Source organism: Polaribacter sp. Z014 (assembly GCF_023555435.1).
In the GTDB taxonomy this organism is placed as follows: Bacteria; Bacteroidota; Bacteroidia; order Flavobacteriales; family Flavobacteriaceae; genus Polaribacter.
In genome coordinates, this window is the sequence record NZ_JALCZP010000024.1 from 1 (window position 1) to 20249 (window position 20249).

The 20249-nt window shown below is 30.9% G+C and carries 8 protein-coding genes and 1 pseudogene; 5 read left to right on the plus strand and 4 right to left on the minus strand.

Going from position 1 to position 20249, the window contains the following annotated elements:
- Positions 1–103 precede the first annotated feature (103 nt).
- Positions 104–700 (plus strand): annotated as a pseudogene (locus MPF19_RS16710) (IS3 family transposase); the annotation flags it as partial.
- Positions 701–849: 149 nt separating this feature from the next.
- On the opposite strand, the gene MPF19_RS19440 reads toward MPF19_RS16710, so the two are convergent.
- Positions 850–3084, minus strand: coding sequence for a DUF7133 domain-containing protein (locus MPF19_RS19440; protein ID WP_249989358.1), 2235 nt, complete (start codon positions 3082–3084; stop codon positions 850–852).
- A 309-nt stretch (positions 3085–3393) separates the two neighbouring features.
- Between MPF19_RS19440 and MPF19_RS16720 the strand changes: the two genes are divergently transcribed.
- Positions 3394–7614 carry a hybrid sensor histidine kinase/response regulator transcription factor gene (locus tag MPF19_RS16720; protein ID WP_249989360.1) on the plus strand — a complete coding sequence of 1407 codons (4221 nt, stop codon included), beginning with the start codon at positions 3394–3396 and terminating at the stop codon, positions 7612–7614.
- A gap of 434 nt (positions 7615–8048) precedes the next feature.
- On the opposite strand, the gene MPF19_RS16725 is transcribed toward MPF19_RS16720, so the two are convergent.
- Positions 8049–9572 (minus strand): alpha-L-fucosidase, encoded by a 1524-nt coding sequence (locus MPF19_RS16725; RefSeq protein ID WP_249989362.1) that lies wholly within the window; start codon positions 9570–9572, stop codon positions 8049–8051.
- A gap of 779 nt (positions 9573–10351) precedes the next feature.
- On the opposite strand from MPF19_RS16725, the gene MPF19_RS16730 reads away from it, so the two are divergent.
- The 3 genes from MPF19_RS16730 to MPF19_RS16740 are packed head-to-tail and all read left to right on the plus strand — an operon-like array spanning position 10352 to position 17021.
- Positions 10352–13486 (plus strand): SusC/RagA family TonB-linked outer membrane protein, encoded by a 3135-nt coding sequence (locus MPF19_RS16730; RefSeq protein ID WP_249989364.1) that lies wholly within the window; start codon positions 10352–10354, stop codon positions 13484–13486.
- A gap of 15 nt (positions 13487–13501) precedes the next feature.
- Complete coding sequence (locus tag MPF19_RS16735) at positions 13502–15316, plus strand: RagB/SusD family nutrient uptake outer membrane protein (protein ID WP_249989366.1); 1815 nt, start codon at positions 13502–13504, stop codon at positions 15314–15316.
- A gap of 52 nt (positions 15317–15368) precedes the next feature.
- Positions 15369–17021 carry a hypothetical protein gene (locus tag MPF19_RS16740; protein WP_249989368.1) on the plus strand — a complete coding sequence of 551 codons (1653 nt, stop codon included), beginning with the start codon at positions 15369–15371 and terminating at the stop codon, positions 17019–17021.
- A gap of 1086 nt (positions 17022–18107) precedes the next feature.
- Here the strand turns inward: MPF19_RS16740 and MPF19_RS16745 are convergent.
- Together MPF19_RS16745 and MPF19_RS16750 are read right to left on the minus strand one after the other, a co-directional pair.
- Positions 18108–19307 (minus strand): glycoside hydrolase family 117 protein, encoded by a 1200-nt coding sequence (locus tag MPF19_RS16745; RefSeq protein WP_203395010.1) that lies wholly within the window; start codon positions 19305–19307, stop codon positions 18108–18110.
- An 8-nt stretch (positions 19308–19315) separates the two neighbouring features.
- A complete protein-coding gene (locus MPF19_RS16750; protein WP_249989370.1) occupies positions 19316–20248 on the minus strand; it encodes a family 16 glycosylhydrolase in 933 nt (310 codons plus the stop codon).
- Position 20249: the final 1 nt, after the last annotated feature.

The window sequence follows — 20249 nt, forward strand, 5'->3', positions numbered from 1 at the left end:
TTTTCGTCTAAACTCCATTTCTTGTATTTCATATCTCAAATATATTAGTTTTGAAATTTAAAATAGCACTCCGAACTTTTAAGGGGCTAAACTAACAACAACAAATTCTAATCATCAATTTAGAAAACATAAAAACCTAATTAAAGACCAAGTTCCTACTAGACCAAAACAATTATGGGTAAGCGATATAACATACAGTAAAACGGACAATGGACACAACTACCTAGCAATCGTTACAGATGCATATTCTAAGCAAATTATGGGGTATAATCTCGATAATCATATGAAGACATCACTTTGTACAGAAGCGCTGGAAATGGCTATTAAAAATAGAAAATACCCTGATAAAAAATTAATACATCATTCTGACAGAGGTTTTCAATACTGTAACCCGAAATACACAGCCTTTGCTGAAGAAAATGGCATAATGATGAGTATGACAGAACAATATGATCCTTATGAAAACGCAATTGCAGAGCGAATTAATAGAACTTTAAAATATGAATACGGACTTAGAAACTGTATTAAAAACACTGCCATTGCTCAAGAAGTAACAAAACAAGCAGTATATATTTACAACAATTTAAGAACCCATTTTAGCTTAGAATTAAGAAAACCAGCAGAAGTACATTTAAACCCAAACATCAAATACAAATCATATCGAAGAAATAATGTAAATTTGACTGAACTAACAATTTAAAAACAAAAATAGTTCAAAATATTTTTTGCCTTCTAAACGGCTAAAAAAATAGTTTGAACGGTATAAATTATACCTAAAAAAAGGTCAACCTATATCAGTATAATACATTATGGGTAAGCGATATAACATACATTAAAACGGACAATACACTATTTTATAAGTAATAATTCCGCCTCTGTAAAAACACCCGTTTTTGGTGTTTTACTTCTCAAAGATTTAATTTGAGAAGTGCTTATATTTTTACGAATAGAAGAAAAATCACTTTGTAGATACTGAATTAGATTTTGTATGTCTTTATCAGAATAATCAGGATTATTATTTAAACCTGGCATTGTTGCGCTCAATTCATATAATTTACCATTAACATGAATAGGTCCTGATAAACCATGTAAAAGAACCAAAGCAAGTCTTTCTGCGGATTCTGAAATATATTCTGATTTTTGAAAAGGAGGTGCTAAATTATCTATTCCTTGTCCGTTTTGTCCGTGACAAGTAGCGCAAATGTTATCAAAAATCTTTTGCCCCGCTTTAATAGATTTTTCTAAACTCTTTTTTAGTTTTTTATTTTTCTTTTTACCCTGGTTCGTTTTATTATCAATCGTAGCAGTTATTAATTCCTTTAAAACTAGATGTTCATTCTTTTTGTTTAAGAATTTTAGAAAACTGATTTCATTTGTTCTTAAACTACTTATTATTCCTTCTAAAAAAACTCTATTTTCTTTATATTTAATAGACAAGGTTTCTAACATCGGAAAAAAGGAATCCTTATTAATTAATGTCCAATTACCTAAAGAATTAGTAAGATACAAATCAATTAAAGAATTATTTTTTTCACTTAATAACTCAATTGTTTTTAAAAATGTAGGGATGTATTCTTCAGAAGCAAAATTTTCAATTAAAACTAACGAATGAACAATTAAATCCTTTTCTGTTGAAGTAACCAAAATATTATTTAAGTATGAAAAATTTAGAGCTTCAAGACCATTTAAAGTATGAAGTGCATGCAACTTTGCTATAGAATTACCTGAACTGATCAAAAAGTCTTTTAACAACGGAATAGCAGATTGATCGTGTTTTTTTACTAAAATTTGTTGTGCTCTATCTCTATGCCATCCGTTTGGATGTAGAAATAATGCTATTAACTCTCTGTTATTTAAATTATTGAAATCTGGAATTAAATTGCTAATTGTATTTTCTGATGACACCTTTAAAATTCTCCCCATCCCAATAATTGTATCTAACTTTTTCTTAGCGTAATGATTTTTTAAATACGGGGTTAAAAAAGCTTTGTCTTGCAAAATTCCACGATGCATGTCTACAATATACAGGTTTCCGTCCGGACCATTAAATAAATTTACAGGTCTAAATCCTTCATCTGTAGATGCGATAAATTCTTTTTTCTCTATTGCTTGTGTTGCAGAAATATCATAAGAATTAAAAGAAAGAACATTTCTTTTGATAAGATTTGCTTCCGGAGCACAAACAAAACCATTTTCTAAATATGTTGATGGAAATTTATTTCCTCTATAAATAACAGGACCACAAGCAGAAGTTATATTAATAAGCAAACTATCTTTATCTAACCTCCCTTTTATATACCCACGATTTACAGATGTTGCATGCAAAGGATAAACACGTTGAGTTGGTGTTAGTTTTTTACCTAAAGATGCTTTAGTATCTAAATATTCGTTTTTAGAATTTGTATTAGGCAATACAAGATCTCCTTTAAGCTGAATTGAATTGTTATTGTAATACAACCTGCCAAAGTTGTCTTTAGAAATACCCCATTGTCCTCTAAAAAAAGTTCTTTCTTTTATCCATTTATCACCACGTTTTTGATATCTAAAATTAGACTTTGCATTATAAATCCAATTATCTAAATGCATCATCAATCCGTTTGGTTGATGCTCTATATTACCACCGTGAGTGTACTGCCCATCTACCAAGGTTTTATTTACTGGCTTATCATTTTCAATATCTACAAACCACAAATTAGGTGGTTCTGCATATAAAAGTCCGCCGTAAACATGAGCAATTGCTCTTGGTACTATCAAACTGTCTAAAAATACTTTTGCATGATCTGTAACGCCATCATTGTCTAAATCTTGTAAAATAGTAATTCTACCATTAGGCATATCCTCTCCCGTGCCTTCTAAATTCTGCATATAACCACGCATTTCCACAACCCACATACGTCCTTTGTTATCAAAATCCATAGTAACCGGAGCTTCAATAAATGGTTCTGAAGTAACCACTTCTAACTTAAAACCGTTCTCTACTTTATAGCTATCCAAAGATACTTTGGGTTCATCAAATTGTTTATTATTACATGCTATTAAACAGAATAAAAACAGGAATGTAGAAATTTTAATTATACTTTTCACCTTAGATAGTTTAGAAATTTTTTTAAAGAAAAACGAAGATAAGTAATATTGATTTAAAAGTTAACACAGTTACTATAAGCAAGACAACTTTGCTTTTTTTAAAGCAGGCTACTAAAGGTAGATTAACACCTTAATTACCAACAATATACAACAAAAAATAAGCTCTAATTAAATTACAAATAACAACTAAAGCTTATAAACATATGGTTTTATCTAAAGTACTTATGGCTTTTTCTTAGGAAATAAGCTTCTTATTCTTTAAATTCACCTAATTAACAACAATAACTTTTTTCTAAATTTAGTTTTAGTATGCACTCAAATATTTTCTTTATAAAAAAAATAATTCTGATACTTCTACTGGGGGTTTATCAAACTACAATAAGCCAGAATTCTTTTTATTTCGATCATATTTCTACAGACAAAGGATTGTCTCAAGGAGATGTTAATGCCATTTATCAAGACCCTAAAGGTTTTATGTGGTTTGCCACACACGATGGTTTAAATAAATATAATGGTTATGAGTTTACCATATACAAACCAGACGCCAACCTAAAAAACAGTATAGGTAGTAATCTTATTTATGCAGTTACAGGTGATGAAAAAGGAAATTTATGGATTGGAACAACTGGTAGTGGTCTAAACTACTATAACAAATCTACAGGAGGGTTTACACATTTTATTCATGATGAAAATAATAAAAACAGTATTACTAATAACCATGTAATTAGTATTTATAAGGATAAAAAAGACCAACTTTGGGTAGGTACTGCTGATGGACTTGATTTGGTAGATTTAAAACAACCTCTAGATTCTTTAAAATTTAAGCACTATAAGTTAGGTGATAACAAAATATCGAATAGCCTCGCTACAAACAAAATTTATTCCATTTTTGAAGATAGTCAAGATCAAATATGGATAGGCAGTACTAAAGGCTTGTTTAAACGAACTAGAGCTAAAAACGGAGAATTTTATTTTAGGTCGGTAAATAATCGTATTAATTTAGTGAATTCTCCAGTAAATTGTATAGCAGAAGATAGTAAGGGAAATTTATTTATAGGTACTGGTAATGGTTTGCATGTTTTTAAGGCTAACTTTAATAAAAATAAGGTTTATAAACTACAAAATGGTTTTTTTAACGGTCTTAAAGTTGATAAAAATGATAATTTATGGGCAGGTACAAATAACGGACTCTTATATTTTGAGAATAAAAAAAACACGAAAGATATTTCACTAACCAAACGTTTTGTTTATGATCCTAAAGACACCAAAAGTATTAGCAAAAATATTGTAAAAACAATTTATATTGATAACACAGGCATTCTTTGGATAGGTACAAATGGTGGTGGTGTTAACAAAATGGATCCTGAAAGAAAACAATTTAAACATATTAAAAAAACCTTAGATACTAAAAGTCTTAGTTATGACAAAATTAGATCTATTTTTGAAGACAGTAGTAATAATTTATGGATAGGTACAGAAGGCGGCGGTCTTAATATCCTTTTTAAGGAGAATGATAATGGTAGTTATGCAAATTTTACAAATCTACAAAAAATTAAAAAACCATTTGCTATTGCAGAAATTACACATAGAAACAGCCTTTTTGTAGGTGCAGAAGATACACCCGGTTTGTATGAAATAGACCTCGATAACCTAAAAAACATACAAGAAAGCGATATAAAACCGATACCTGAAATAAGTTATAGTGTATTTTCTATACTTGAAGATAGTAATAAAAACATATGGATTGGTACCTATAGTGGTGGTGTACACAGATGGCTTCTAAACAAAAAAACAGGAGCATACACCAAAGATGTTTTGTCTTATAGGAGTACAAATAATACTGGCCTTTCTAGCAATATTATAAGAAATATCTATGAAGATAGTGATCATAATATCTGGTTTGCTACTTCAAATGGATTATGTAAATTAAAACCTACTGAAATAGAAAAAAATAATCCAAAATTTGAAGTTTATAAAAATGATCCTAAGGATAAAAATAGTATTTCTCACAACTATATTTTAGCCTTATATGAAAGTAAAAAAGGTGATTTATGGGTAGGAACTTTTGGTGGCGGATTAAATAAAATGGAAACCAATGAAAAGGATAATACGGTTACATTTAAAACATACACAGAAAGAGATGGACTGCCAAACAATGTAATTAAAGCAATTTTAGAAGACGCTGAAAATAATTTATGGATATCTACAAACAAAGGGCTTTCAAAATTTAACCCAGAAAACAACACCTTTAAAAATTATGATGTTAATGATGGTTTACAAGATAACGAATTTCAAGAATTAGCAAGTTTAAAACGTAGAGATGGCGAAATGCTTTTTGGCGGTATAAACGGGTTCAATGCTTTTTATCCAGAAGATATTAAAGACAATCCGTACAAAGCAAAATCTGTAATTACCAGTTTTTCTATTTCAAATAAACCAATTAAAAGGGGCGAAGAAATTAATGGGCACATCATTTTAAAAGAACCTATTAATGAAACGTCCGAAATTAATTTAAAATATGACGAAAATAGTTTCTCGTTTGAATTTGCAGCCATTCACTATTCCGCTCCTAATAAAAATAAATTTGCTTACAAATTAGAAGGTTTCGATAAAGATTGGGTCTATACAAACGCAACTAAACGTTTTGCAACCTATACAAATATGGCTCCTGGTGATTATACTTTACTATTAAAAGCATCTAATAATGATGGTATTTGGGAAAATAGCGAAACCAAATTACATATTAATATAACACCGCCGTTTTGGAAAACTACGCTAGCCTATTTTCTATATATCTTTTTAATTCTAGCCATATTCTTTGGTTTTTGGCGCAATACTGTAACGAAAGCCAGAAAAAAACATGATTTAGAATTAGCTAATTTAGAGAAACAAAAAGAAGAGGAATTACAACATATAAAATTAGAATTCTTTACAAACATATCTCACGAATTAAGAACACCAATTACTTTAATAAAAGGTCCTTTAGAGTATTTACAGAAAAAAGGTGCAGCTGTGAAGCCAGAGGTAGCCCAAGAACAATTTGGTCTTATGAGAAAAAATGCCAACTACTTACTTAGTTTGGTAAACCAACTATTAGATTTCAGAAAAATAAATCAAGGTAAAATGCGATTGGTGATGCGTAATAGTAATATTTCTGCTTTTATAAAAGAAGTGGCAGAGCCCTTTCAATTTTTATCTCACAAGAAACATATTAAACTAAGTTTTAATACGACAGATCCGTTATTAAAATCTTGGTTTGATCACGAAGCTCTTGAGAAAACAATCAATAACCTACTCTCCAATGCTTTTAAGTTCACTCCCAAAAATGGAACTATAGATGTGAATATAACCAACGAAAAAGTCGCCAATGGTATCGTAAATAAAGAGTATATTATTATTGAAGTAAAGGATTCTGGAATTGGAATACCTAGTAACAAATTAGAAGCTATTTTTGAAAGATTTAATACTAAAAAAGATGCTAATAAGAACAATAATCCAGAAGGGATAGGTATTGGATTGTCTTTTACAAAAAGTTTGATAGAATTGCATCAAGGTACAATTAAAGTATCTAGCGAACCTGGTCAAGGAGCATTATTCATAGTTAAAATCCCCGCTAATAAAGAGGCATACGAAAACCTGCCTGAAATAAGTTGTAAAGAAAGTACCGATCTAGATTATGTAAGAAGATCTTCGGAAAATGAATCTTTTGCAATAGATTTAGATGATGAAACAACTGATGAAAGTATTTCTAAAGACAGATCTAAATCTCCTGTATTGCTAGTGGTGGATGACAATAAGGATATTAGAACATTTATAAAACAAGCCTTAGGAGATGACTATACCATCTTTGAAGCAGAAAATGGTCAGGAAGGATTTGAAATAGCAAAAAAAATAACGCCAAATATTATTGTTACCGATTTAGCCATGCCTATAATGGACGGATTACAGTTGTGTAAAAAAATTAAAACAACCAAAACAACAAGTCATATTCCTGTTTTAATATTAACGGCTAAACTATCACAAGAAAGTGAATTAGAAGGTGTAAAACTAGGTGCAGATGATTATATTAGAAAACCTTTTGATATTGAATTATTAAACTTAAAATTAAAAAATATTCTTCAACAAAGAAAAAATTTAAGAGTCCGTTTTAATCAAGAAATAACATTACAGCCAAAAGAAGTTACGGTAACATCATCTGATGAACGTTTTTTACAGCAAGCCATAGAAATTGTAGAAAAACACATGATGAATACTGATTTTAGTGTAGAAATGCTTGTAAAAGAAATGGGGCATAGTAGAAGTAATCTGTATCTAAAATTTAAAGAAATCACAGGGTTATCTTCTAGTGAATTTATACGAAGTATTCGATTAAAAAGGGCTGTACAACTTTTTGAATCTACTGATTTATCTGTAAAGGAAATTATGTACATGACTGGTTTTAACACAGCTTCTTACTTTGCTAAATGCTTTAAGAAACAGTTTGGTGTAAAACCTAGTGATTATGTTAGAAAACCAATAAAGAAAGCGTAATTTTTTTTTAAAGAGAGTAGAAAATTAAGATCTCTAGATTTGAAAGTGAAAATGTGATTTGCATTTTTGCAAAGAGTAATTTCAATCTGTTTTACCTTATAATCGCTCTAGCTTTTACTCTAACAGATAATCTTAATTAGGTACCCATTATAAAATCTATTAGCAACAATTAGAAGGAATCTAAGTATCTATTGCTAGCCTTTAGTAATGAATGAAGACAACCATAAACTTATACATTCATTAACCAAATTTATTTTATATACGTTATTACATGCAGTTAAAAGGAAACAATGTTTTTTAGATTAGGTTAATACATTAAATTCTTTTTATAATTGTTTTTTTTGGTGTTTTCATTTATGTCTATAAAAATAAAAAGGAGCATATCTAACAATAGATAAGCTCCTTTTCCAATCAAACCCAATTCAAACAATATTTTACAGTGTTAACTCCAATACAAATGCAAAGTTCCCTGGTTTTTCTTTCGGCATTGTAACCAACAAACCTTTATCACTTTGAGACCATTTTAATTTGGCATCAGAACCTAACATTTTTACTTTTGATATTTTATCGTCTTTTGTAATCGACTTTATTAAAACGTCCGCATTTTTTGGCCATTCCATCATAATAGCAAAGATTTTACCCTCTTTTTGTGTAAATCGAATATCCTGACCCGTAAAAGCTTTGTTTTTTCCTTCTGAATGATGACCTGTACCAACTTTTGTTGGCCCTTCTCCAAAAGTTCTCCAGTATTTTGTATCATAAATAGCTTCTCCATTCATGTCTAACCAAGCTCCCATTTGTAACAAGATTTCTTTTTGATCTTCAGGAATTGTTCCATCTGATTTCGGTCCAACATTTAAAAGTAAATTTCCATTTTTAGAAACAATATCAATTAAATCATCTATTAAAGAATTTGCTGTTTTAGATTTCCAATTAGTAACATAAGACCATGAGTTTTTACCTACAGAAGTATCCGTTTGCCAAGGTAATTTTCTTATTCCTGGTAATTTACCTCTCTCCAAATCGTACACAACAGTTCCCGCTGGGAACGCCTCTTCATAGAAATTTTTATCTTGTAATACAACCTCTTTCCCCCATTCTATTCCTTTATTATAGTAATATGCTGCTAATTTAGGACGGTATTCTCTCCATTCTGGAGTGTCTAGCATAAAATCAAACCAAAGAATATCTGGTTGATAATTATCAATTAAATCTTTTGTTCTTTTCCACCATAATTCTTTAAAAGCTGCAGAAACTGGCTCATTAATGTCTTTCCCTTTTGCCGAATATAAATCTGCATACGCAGGATCTGTAGTATCAAAATGATCTTTTTTATTGTAGAAAGACCAATTAAAAGCATAGTGAGAAGAAGCTCCCATAATCATTCCTTTAGCACGACCTTCTTTCATCAACTCTCCTAAAATATCTTTTTTAGGCCCCATATTAAAAGCATTCCAACGTGTTGTGTTTGATTTATACATGGCAAAACCATCATGATGATCTGCAACAGGAACCACATATTTAGCACCTGCTTTTTTAAATAAATCTATCCATTCTGCGGCATTAAATTTTTCACCTTTAAACATTGGTATAAAATCTTTATATCCAAATGATTTCTGATCTCCAAAAGTTTTTTGATGATGTGTAAACTCTCTAGAAGGCCCTTTTCTTTGTAATTTTAACTGCGCCGTAAACTGAGCTGTATCCATATACATATTTCTAGGATACCATTCAGAACCAAAAGCAGGAACAGAATATGCACCCCAATGAATAAAAATCCCGAATTTCTTATTATTAAACCATGCCGGATCTTTATAATGTTTTTTTATAGACTCCCAATTAGGTTCATATAACTCTTTTGTGGTTGCTGTCTTAGCAACAATTTCTTTTTTTTCTGTTTTACACGAAGTTAAGACAGTACATACAAATAAAATTAGGATGTAAATTTTAAGATTCATTCGGATTTATTTTATAATTAATCAATACTGCAAAGAATGCTCTTTTTAGATTATTTTTTATAATTAAATGATTTATTTTACAGAACAGATGGTTAATTGTCTTTTTTTTTTCTTTGTTTAGTATTAAAAAACTTAAATGACCATCAGAATTTAAAGAAGTAAATTAAATATTTTTTCCCTTGATTTTAAACACATTTACATCAACAAAATATTTTTATTCTAATAAAAAAGAATGAATTTAAATATCAAAATTATTAGAATCAACTTCGGTTCTCTTATCCTCTACTCATTTCCAAAATAGGTAGTTTTTTTCACATGAAAAAGCATATAAAATTTGGTTTTCACAAACGGATTATTACAATAGATTCTACTTCTTTTAATCATTCAAAATAAAAATCATAAAGAATTCATTTGAGGACTATGTATGATAAAGATTCACTCAAAATACGTTCAAATATAGGTACTATTAACGACCAACTTAATAACATTTGTTTGATTGAACAGTCAAGTTCTAAAAACCTCACTTTATTTTACCAAACACAGCAGTAAACCTTACTATATATAGCTTCTTATCTAAAAAAACATAAACCTTTTAAGACAAATTAACTTATATTTTATGAATCAAACACAACTTAATTGTACTAAAATATTTGATTACATATTTCAAACCTAATTATTATTCCAATTCACGATATGATGCCTACAATTAGACATCTGTTCTCTTTTTTAACATAAAATTATCATAAAATTGTAGTATCTAAATTTAAATAACTAAAATTATGAAATTAAAAGAATTCTTGAATGAAAAATCTAAGACCTTTCTTGCAGTTTTTATCTGTACGTTAAGTTTTAGTTTTTCACAAGCCCAAAAAATAACGGTTAAAGGTTCCGTTACTGGTGAAGGAGAACTTCTACCTGGCGTATCTATAGTCATTAAGGGAACCAGTAATGGTACAACTACAGATTTTGATGGTAATTATAAGATTGTTGCAGCTCCAACAGACATGTTAGTTTTCAGTTATATGGGATATGCTACAAAATCAATAATAGTAGGATCCAAATCTAAAATTAATGTAACCTTAAAAAATGATACCTCAGTACTAGATGAAATTGTAGTAGTGGGTTATGGTACTCAAAAGAAAAAGGAACTAACAGGTGCTGTTTCTCAAATTAAATCTGATGAGATTATGAAAACTGCAACATCCGATTTAAGCTCTGCTCTTCAAGGACAAATTGCTGGGGTAACGGTTGTTGCCAGTGATGGTGCTCCTGGATCTGAGGCAAACGTAATGATTCGTGGTTTAACATCTATTAATGGTGGTAACAAACCCTTATATGTTGTAGATGGTATTCCTTTTGAAGGCGATCCTAAATTAAGTACTAGTGAGGTAGAAAGTATAGATGTACTAAAAGATGCCGCTTCTGCTGCAATTTATGGTACTCGTGGTGCTGCCGGTGTAATTTTAATTACCACTAAAAAAGGGAAAGAAGGTACTATGAAAATTAGAGCAGAATCTTACTATGGTGTACAAAATATTACTTCAAGTACATATATTATGGATGCAAACGACAGATTGTATTCTCACTTCTTACAATCTTGGGCTGTTAACGGAAATGTATACGGAAATACTTGGCACAGTGCTGAACAAAACCCTACACAGTTAACCAATAACACTAATTTAATAAATTATGTTACTAATGATTCTGCACCAATAGAAAACTATAGTTTAACATTATCTGGTGGTCAGAATGGTTTAACATACAATATTGTTGGGAACTTTTTCTCTCAAGATGGTACTGTAATTAACTCTTCATACGAAAGATTTAACGTTAGAACAAATGCTCAAATGAAAAAAGGAAATTGGAATGTTACTAGTGGATTATCTTTTAGAGTTGAAGATAAACAAAATGGACCTTGGGGAATTTTAAGAGATGCATATAGATACCAAGCATTACAAGTAGATTTGGAAGATAACTTAGAATCAATTGGTGATGCTGGAGACGGAAGTAGCGCTAATAACTTATCTTATTTAGGTAGAAAATTATTACAAGAGGATAATGAAGAAAGACAATATTTTGATGGTAATATTAGTATTGCATACAATTTTAATAAAAATTTAAAATTTACTTCAAGATTAGCTGCAGGATGGGAAAATGCTACCAGAAGAGTTATTAATCCTGAATTTATTGCTTATGACTGGGAAGGTGAACCATTACCAGGTGAACAATCTAAAATTTATAATTTTAGCTCAACTTCAAAAAGATTTTCTTGGGAAAATATTATAAACTATAAAAAATCTTTTGGAAAACACAATTTTAACTTTGTGGGTGTTTATTCTGCTGAAAGATATAACTACACGTCATTTTATGCACAAAAATTTGACATCAATAGTAATGAAGTTACTGTATTAAATGGTGCTACCGGAGATTCACTTGCTGGTTCAGGAACCGGACAATGGAATCAAGATAGAGAAAATACACTTATTGGTATGTTAGCTCGTTTACAATATAACTATAAAGGAAAATATTTATTTAGTGCTAGTGTTCGTAGAGATGGATCTTCAAGATTTAAAAGTCAACCTTGGGGTGTTTTCCCTTCATTTTCTGCAGGTTGGAATGTTTCTGATGAAGACTTTTGGAAACCTATTAAAAATACTATCAGAAGCTTAAAAATAAGAGCTAGTTATGGTACTACAGGTAACCAAGGTATTGCAGATTATGCATATTCACCAACCATCACTTTAGAAAATGATTATGTTTTTGGTAATGATGCTGATCAAAATTTACAATTAGGAGCCATACAACAAGGCTATGCAAATGAATTAGTATCTTGGGAAACTTCTATTTCAAAAAATATTGGTTTTGATATGTCATTTTTACAAAATAAATTAACGTTTACTGGAGATTATTACCAAACAAACAAAGAAGACATGTTATTCCCTGTGTACTTACCACCTACCGTTGGTGCTGGTTCTGGAAATGATTCTTCTGTAGTTTTAAATGTTGGTGATATGGAAAACAACGGTGTTGAATTTGCTTTAAACTATAAAAGCAGAGGAAAAGTAAGTTGGAATGCTGGTATAAATTTCACTAAAAACACCAACAAAGTAACCAAAATGACTGGTGCAAATAAAATTATTTACTTTAATGATAGTAATATTGCCGGTTCTAGTAATGATAGAGACTATGTTTCTGTATTAGCAGAAGGTTATGAAGGTGGTGCATTTTTCTTAATAAAAACAGATGGAGTTATTCAATCTGAAGAAGAATTAGCAACTTATTTAGGCGGATTACCAACAAGTACTGCAAAAATTGGAGATTTAAAATTGGTAGATGCGCTAACAGTTGATACTAATAATGATGGAATTCCAGATGCAGGTGATGGAGTTATTGACATTAATGACAGACAATATTCTGGTAGTGGTACTCCTGAGTTTGAAATTGGTTTTAACACCTCTGCTAATTACAAAAACTTTGATATTTCTGCACAATTTTATGGTGCATTTGGTGGAGAAATAATGAATGGTAGTAAAGCGTTTGCATACCAATACGGTAACCACCAAGATCAAGTTTACCAATGGTCTCCTCAAAATCCAACATCAGAAATTCCTGTGTATAGAGGATCTCAAACACATGATAACGTAAGAGGATTTAGTGATTTTTGGTTAGAAGACGGAACATATATTAGATTACGTAATATATCTTTAGGATATACTTTACCTAAAACACTAGTCGAAAAAATGGGGATGACTAAATTAAGAGTATACGTAGCTGGTCAAAATTTAGTAACATGGACCAAGTATACAGGGTACGATCCTGAGGTAGGAAACAACGGATTAAGTACAAGAGGTATAGACAAAGGTACATATCCGGTAAGTTCTCAAGTAAGAGCGGGTATTCAACTAGAATTTTAATCTAAAAACTTTATTATGAACGTATTAGACACAAAAATTCAAAAAAAATATTTAAACATGAAAAATACAAGAATAGGCAAACTAACTTTAATATTGTTATTTACTTTAGCAATTGTTAGTTGCTCAGATGATTTTCTGGATCAAACAAATCCAAATGAATTATCTACAGATAGTTTTTGGAAAACTGTAGGAGATTTAAACACCGGTTTGGTGGCAACCTACAAATCGTATGGAAGTGACAATAATTATAAATTATTAGACGAATTAGTTAGAAGTGATTTAGCTTGGGGAACTGGATACCAAAGACCTTTTAACACAAATGAATTTTATTTACAAAATTTTAACGAAGCTTCTAAAAGCCCTGGTGATAAGTGGTCTCAATTATATACAACCATTTTTAGAGCCAACCAAGTTATTGAAGCGGTTGACAGATTAAAAGGAACTTTTAGCAGTCAAAAAGATGAAGATGAAGCTGAAGTAATTGGCGCACAAGCTAGATTTTTAAGAGGTTTTTCTTACTTTATATTAAGTACAACTTTTAACAATGGTAAAGTTGTAATTTGGGAAAAAGTTCCAGGTGGAGAAGATGGTTTTTACAGAGATGTAAGTCCTGCTCAAGACGTAAAAGATTTTTACCGTGCAGATTTAGAATATGCAAAAACTAAATTACCTGCAGTTTGGGAAGCTAGAGAAAAAGGACGCGCTACAGCCGGAGCTGCAGAAGCCGTTTTAGGACAATCTTACTTAGCTGATAACGATTTCACAACAGCAGCAGAATATTTTAAAAACGTAATTAATAATTATGGGTACGCTTTAACACCTAATATTGGTAGTAACTTTACTACTATGGATGAGTTAAATGAAGAATCTATATTAGAAATTGTACGTTCTACAGATTATAAAAGTGAATTAAACCAATGGGATTGGAGAGACACAGGAGCTTCTTCACTTCAACAACAACTTACTGGTGTTGGAGGATGGTGGGGTGGTGTTGCCGCTAACTGGTTAATTTTAGAATACAGAAATGATCCGTTAGACTATTCAGATCCTAGAAATAAAGTTATTGAAGAAGATGGTACAGAGCGTTTTAGAAAATTTAGTTTAAGAACTTCTTATTCTGTAGCAATTGTTGACGATCCCGATTTAGAGTACTATGGGTATAAAACTACTGCAGAAGCTGCTCCGTTTAACGTTAAAATGACATGTTTCTGGAGAAAACATACCAATTGGGATTTAGGGGTTGAAAGTGAACAAGCCCTATCACCAGGTAAAGTTAGAAGTGGTGTAAACCAACGTTTAATAAGATTGGCAGAAATTTATTTACAATACGCAGAATGTTTGATAGAAATGGGTGATGTTGATGAAGCTATGATGTATATTAACAAAGTTAGAAGACGTTCTGGTGTTCAATTATTAGGCCTTTCAGGAACTGGAGAATACCCCGCAAATGACCATAATGATATCTCATACGATGCTACAAGCTTAATGGATCACTTAAGATTTAAAGAATACCCATTAGAATTATCGTGTGAAGGCCATGGAGCTACAAGAAATACAGACTTAAGAAGATGGGGAATTAAAAAACAACGTTTTATGGAACTTGCTGCAAAAAGATATACAGCAACGGATTATCTATATACAAAAGAAGACGGAACAACTGCTACACGTTGGGGATCAATTGTTGTAGGTGTAGACCCAAGTGACCCTACTGCTGATGATGGTTGGAATGAATACCAAGAAGCAGCTGCAAATTATGTTGAAAGCGAACACGCTTACTGGAAAATACCAAATAGCGAGGCAATTACTAATCCAGTAATTGGTGAAAACTAATCTTATAAAGATTTGTTTAAAATAATTTTTATATTTAAATAAAATGAAAAACATGAAAAATAAATTTATAATAGCGTTCGTATTTTTAGCAGTCTTAATTGGTTGCAAAGATGACGAATATGATGCGCCAAATTCATTCTCAGATTTTGGATTCTATACAGGCGCAGGGCAACAAAGCGACACATTGGAATTAAATATTTCTAATTACTTATCATTCGCAGATTTATCTCAAGGATACATAGAACACAACTGGAGTATTAATAAAGGAAATAATTTCCTAGAAGGTCCAATTGCTAGTAGAGATTCAATTTTTAATGAATTTATTATTTATGATGGAGATACTATTACTGAAGATAAAACAGTACATGTTTTGTTTAATAATCCTGGATATCAAAAGGTAAGACTACGCAATGTATTTAAAGATTCTGTAGCCTTTAGAGGAAATAGTTTTCTGCGCGATGACTATATTAAGGCAGCAGTAAAGGAAGGTGATCTTTGGGTTCTTGATACTACAATTGTAGTTAAAGTATATGCTAAAATTGTACCAGAAATAGAAGTAAAACAATTTGGTGCTACTGTAGATCATACAACTACAGATACTATTTATGTAGAGGCTGGTGACAAAGTTCAGTTTATAGACAAAACAACTATTGGAGAACCAACAGGTAGATTTTGGTCTATCAGTAAAACATTGGCTCCTGGAGCGGTTGCTTCAGAAGGTGATGTAGTTGCTTCAAGCAGTGCAGAAGTTGCTGATATTGTATTTAAAAAGTTAGGTGATTTCACAGCAAGTTTAACTGCTAATAGAACAGGTCAAAATACACCAGGAGCTTCTACAAAATACGTTTTAACAACTCCTTTTAAAGTAATTCCATCATCACAGCCTTTTATTCTTGCAGGCACAATTGCAGAGCTAGAAGATGAAACTATTAGAATTCCTTTTAATGGTGAGTTTGTGGAGTTTGTGGATAAAAACTCTTTCTTTGAAGTAAAAGTAAATAACGAATTGTTTAATATCGCTTCCGTTTCCATTGACCCTACAGACGCCACTTTTTTACTCATTAACTTGGAAGATCCAATCTATCAAGACGATGTAATTACGGTGTCATTGTTACCAGGAAGTGGAATTACATCTACAGATACTAGAGAACCAGTAGTGTTTACAGATGAGGTTGTTAAAACATTTTCTGAGGAGTATTTCCTTTCAATTGGAAAGTTTGAAAATACTTTAGGAGTGGATTGGACTAAACCTTTCCTTAATGAATCAATTGAAGCAATTACTGAAGTGCTTATTGTTGCTCCACCAGTTGGTACTGCATCAGCTGTTAGCCCAACAGGTAACGTTATAAATTTAGCTCTTAATAGAACTAAAGCTGGTACAATACAAAATAATGTAAGAGCAGAGTCCGTTATTGAAGCAAACTTAACTCCAGGAGGAAAGTATATAGTAAAATTTAAATATTTTGCAAGATTAGGTTCTCCTAATTTTTTATTCCGATTTTCAAATTTAGGAGGTGGAAACCAACTTAATTTTAATCCTGCAGCCGGAGTTGCTGAAAATGTAGATAGATGGAAAGAAGGTGAACTTGAATTTACCGCATTACCCACACATTATGGTAAATTTAGCATATTGTCTGCTTGGGGTGCTTATGCAGACTTCTATATTGATGATATAGTTGTTGTATCTAACGAGAAAAGACCATAACACCATGTAATAATTTAGTTAAAAGTTCTTTTGTTTACTCGAGAGTACTGAAAACTAGAGCTAATTTAGACAAGATGCTTTTTTAGCATTTAAAAAGAAAGCTTGTAACGGATTAATTAATAATTCTGTTACAAGCTTTTTTTGTTTTTACAGTATTTTTAAAGAGCTTGCAGCGACTTAAAAAATCATATTTAAATAAATAGCATAGATTAAATTATTTTTTCCTGAGTAGGCTTCATAACCGACTACAGTTTCTACTTTCCATCAATTTTTTATAGCGTCTTCAATTAACGCTTGTAATAGAGGTCATTCTCCTTTTTTTCCCAAAGTTACAATTGCGCTGGTAATAATTCACTCCTCGTCATTGCAATGTGCATTTTGTATCCAAAAAAACTTAGAATCTTATTGATATGTGCCCAACACGTGCATCTTGATCTTTGGATACCATATAAAGCTCAAAAGTATCTCCCATTGCTTCTTTTAGCACGTTGATTTTCTCCCCAATCATAGCGTTCTGGTACTATTTAAACATTATTGTAAGTAACGCTGTAAAGTCCCTAATGTAAAGAAATAAAAATGGGAAATTTTTTAAAAAAAATGGATTATTAATGAGTACGTTGTCTTAAAAACTTACTGTTTATTAAAAACCATCAATAATTTACTACTCTAAAATGCTTAAATATTTTCTATTGTTAACGTTTTTTTTAGAGCATCAATTAACGTTATAAGAACTCCTCTCCTTTCTTAAAAGACATTTCTGAAATTATTATACTTTTATAATCATTGGTGTCCAATTAAAAGTCGTTATGGTTTTAGAAACATTAATAAAGTATCAGGTTTCAAGAGTTTTTGAAAATGACACCTTACTATTATAATTAATAAAAGAGAGTTAAATGAGTTGTATTTTTGATTTAAGTTACTCCTGTTTGTCAGTTAATTAGAATCAAGTCTTGATTATAAAAGCAACGAGGTCTTTTATCTGACAATAATGTTATAAAATAATAAAACTCTGTAGAAATATATCTTATTTTATATAAAACATATTTCTACAGAGTTAAAAATAAACTCCTTGCAGTAATTACTAGACTACTTTACTCCTTTTGCCTTATGCTGTGCCATTCTCCATGTTTTAAAACCACGTATATATTGATAATCAGAATTCATATATTCATGAGTTAATCCCCAACGTAAAATTTGTGTAGGTTCTTTCTCATTATCTGCAGTTCTATCTAATCCAATAGCATGTGGTGCTCCTTTTATAACTGATTTTATATCAAAATTAATTCCATCTGGAGACCATTGTACTGTGTTTTTTTCTGGACCATCAGTAGTAATCAAAGCAGCAATTCCGCCATTATAAGGCCAAACGCAGATTTCGTGTCCACTGTTAGAAATAGGATTGTATTCAGATTTTACATAAGGTCCTTCAGGATTATCTGCTATAGCAACACCATGTCTTATTTGTCTACCTCCAAATGTAATTGCTTCTCCCATTTGTTCACCTTTATAATACAAATAGAATTTATTATTAAAAGGAATAATGCAAGGATCATGTACTTTATGACTGTCAAAATCTCCTTTCTTTTCTACTGCAAAACGGTCTTGTTTTTCACCTTTCCATACTCCGTTATCTGCCGGACTTAAAATTGGTTCTTTACTTTTAACCCAAGGTCCATTTGGTGAGTTAGACCAAGCCAAACCTACTTGATTTTTAACTCTTACACTATAAGGATTCTTTACGGTTTGATAACATAAATAGTACTTCCCACCAGTTTCCATAATTTCTACAGTAAACACAGATCTATCATCATATTCTCCCGCTTCTCCCCTAGCCACTGCTAATCCTTCTTCTTTCCAAGTTAAACCATCTGTAGAAGTTGCGTACCAAATATCACATCTATCCCAAGGGAAAACTTTGTCTTTTACAACATCGCCACCAAAACCTTGCGAAGGCCCAACACTTCTAGAATACCAAACATAATACTTACCATCGTACTTAATTAAGGCACTTGGATCTCTTCTGACAACACCTTCTTCATAGGCTAAATCTCCTTTTAAATCATACACAGAATACTCAAAAAACCATTCATTACCCAAATCTGTTGGCCATTTTAAAGCTCTTTTAGAGGCTGCACTTAATTTTTTCTTATTTGTAATTCCTAAAAAATCTTGTTGCGCATCTGTAATTTCAATTTCTTGCGAATTGGAAATTGATTTTGTTTCGTTTTTACAACTAATTATACTCATTATTATAATTGAGCAAGCTAAATAAATTCTTAATTTCATGTTTTATATTATTTTATAATTGGTCTAAATGTTCTTACGTAATCTACTAAATATTTATTTTTAGATTGGTCTGAAAGTTCAGCATCTGTAGGTGTAATTGGTGGATTTTGACTTGATCTCCAATCATGGTCTTCTAAATCTATGATTAGAAACATTTCTCTATCCAAGCCTAGATTTTCTGGATCTTGAATCTGTTCTTTTCTTATTTCACTTACTAATTTTCCATCATAATAGATATCAATAGTGTTGGCATCTTTCCAAAAAGCACCGTAGGTATGAAACTCTTCTCTCCAAGGTTTTCCTTCTTCATTATTATGATGATCTTGTTTATTTATATCTTTTATAATTGTATTGGTTTGTTCGTTTCTAACAAAAACATGTGTATTAGAAGAAGCATTGGATGCAAACCATTTTTCATCCTCTCTGTCTCCACCGTAACATTCTAAAATATCTAATTCACGTTTGTCATCATCACTTAAAAACCAAAAATTAGAGGATAAAACTTGATTCGCTATTTTGGCTCTAACTTCTGTATATATGGGGTATATAATTTGTTTTTTTGATGAAATTACACCACAATACACTTTGTTGGTTCCCGGTTTTCGTGATGCACTTATTACTAAATTACCATCTTTAATATCAGAATTATTTGTAGTCCACTCTGTCAATCCAGGTCCTTTCCATCCATTAAAATAAGTGTCCTTCCATTTACTTTGAAAGTCTGTGTTTTTTCCTACATAATTAAATTCATCTGAAAAATCTTTTAAATATTCCCAATATTCATTGGATTCTGGACGATTATTATCTAAAATGTTTTTTATTTTATCAACTTTCACATCCAACTCTACATCTAATCCCGCATCTTGAGAAGATGCACAAGAGACTGTTATTAAGTGAAGTAAAATAAATGAAAATCCTTTTATTGATGTTTTAAATTTCATA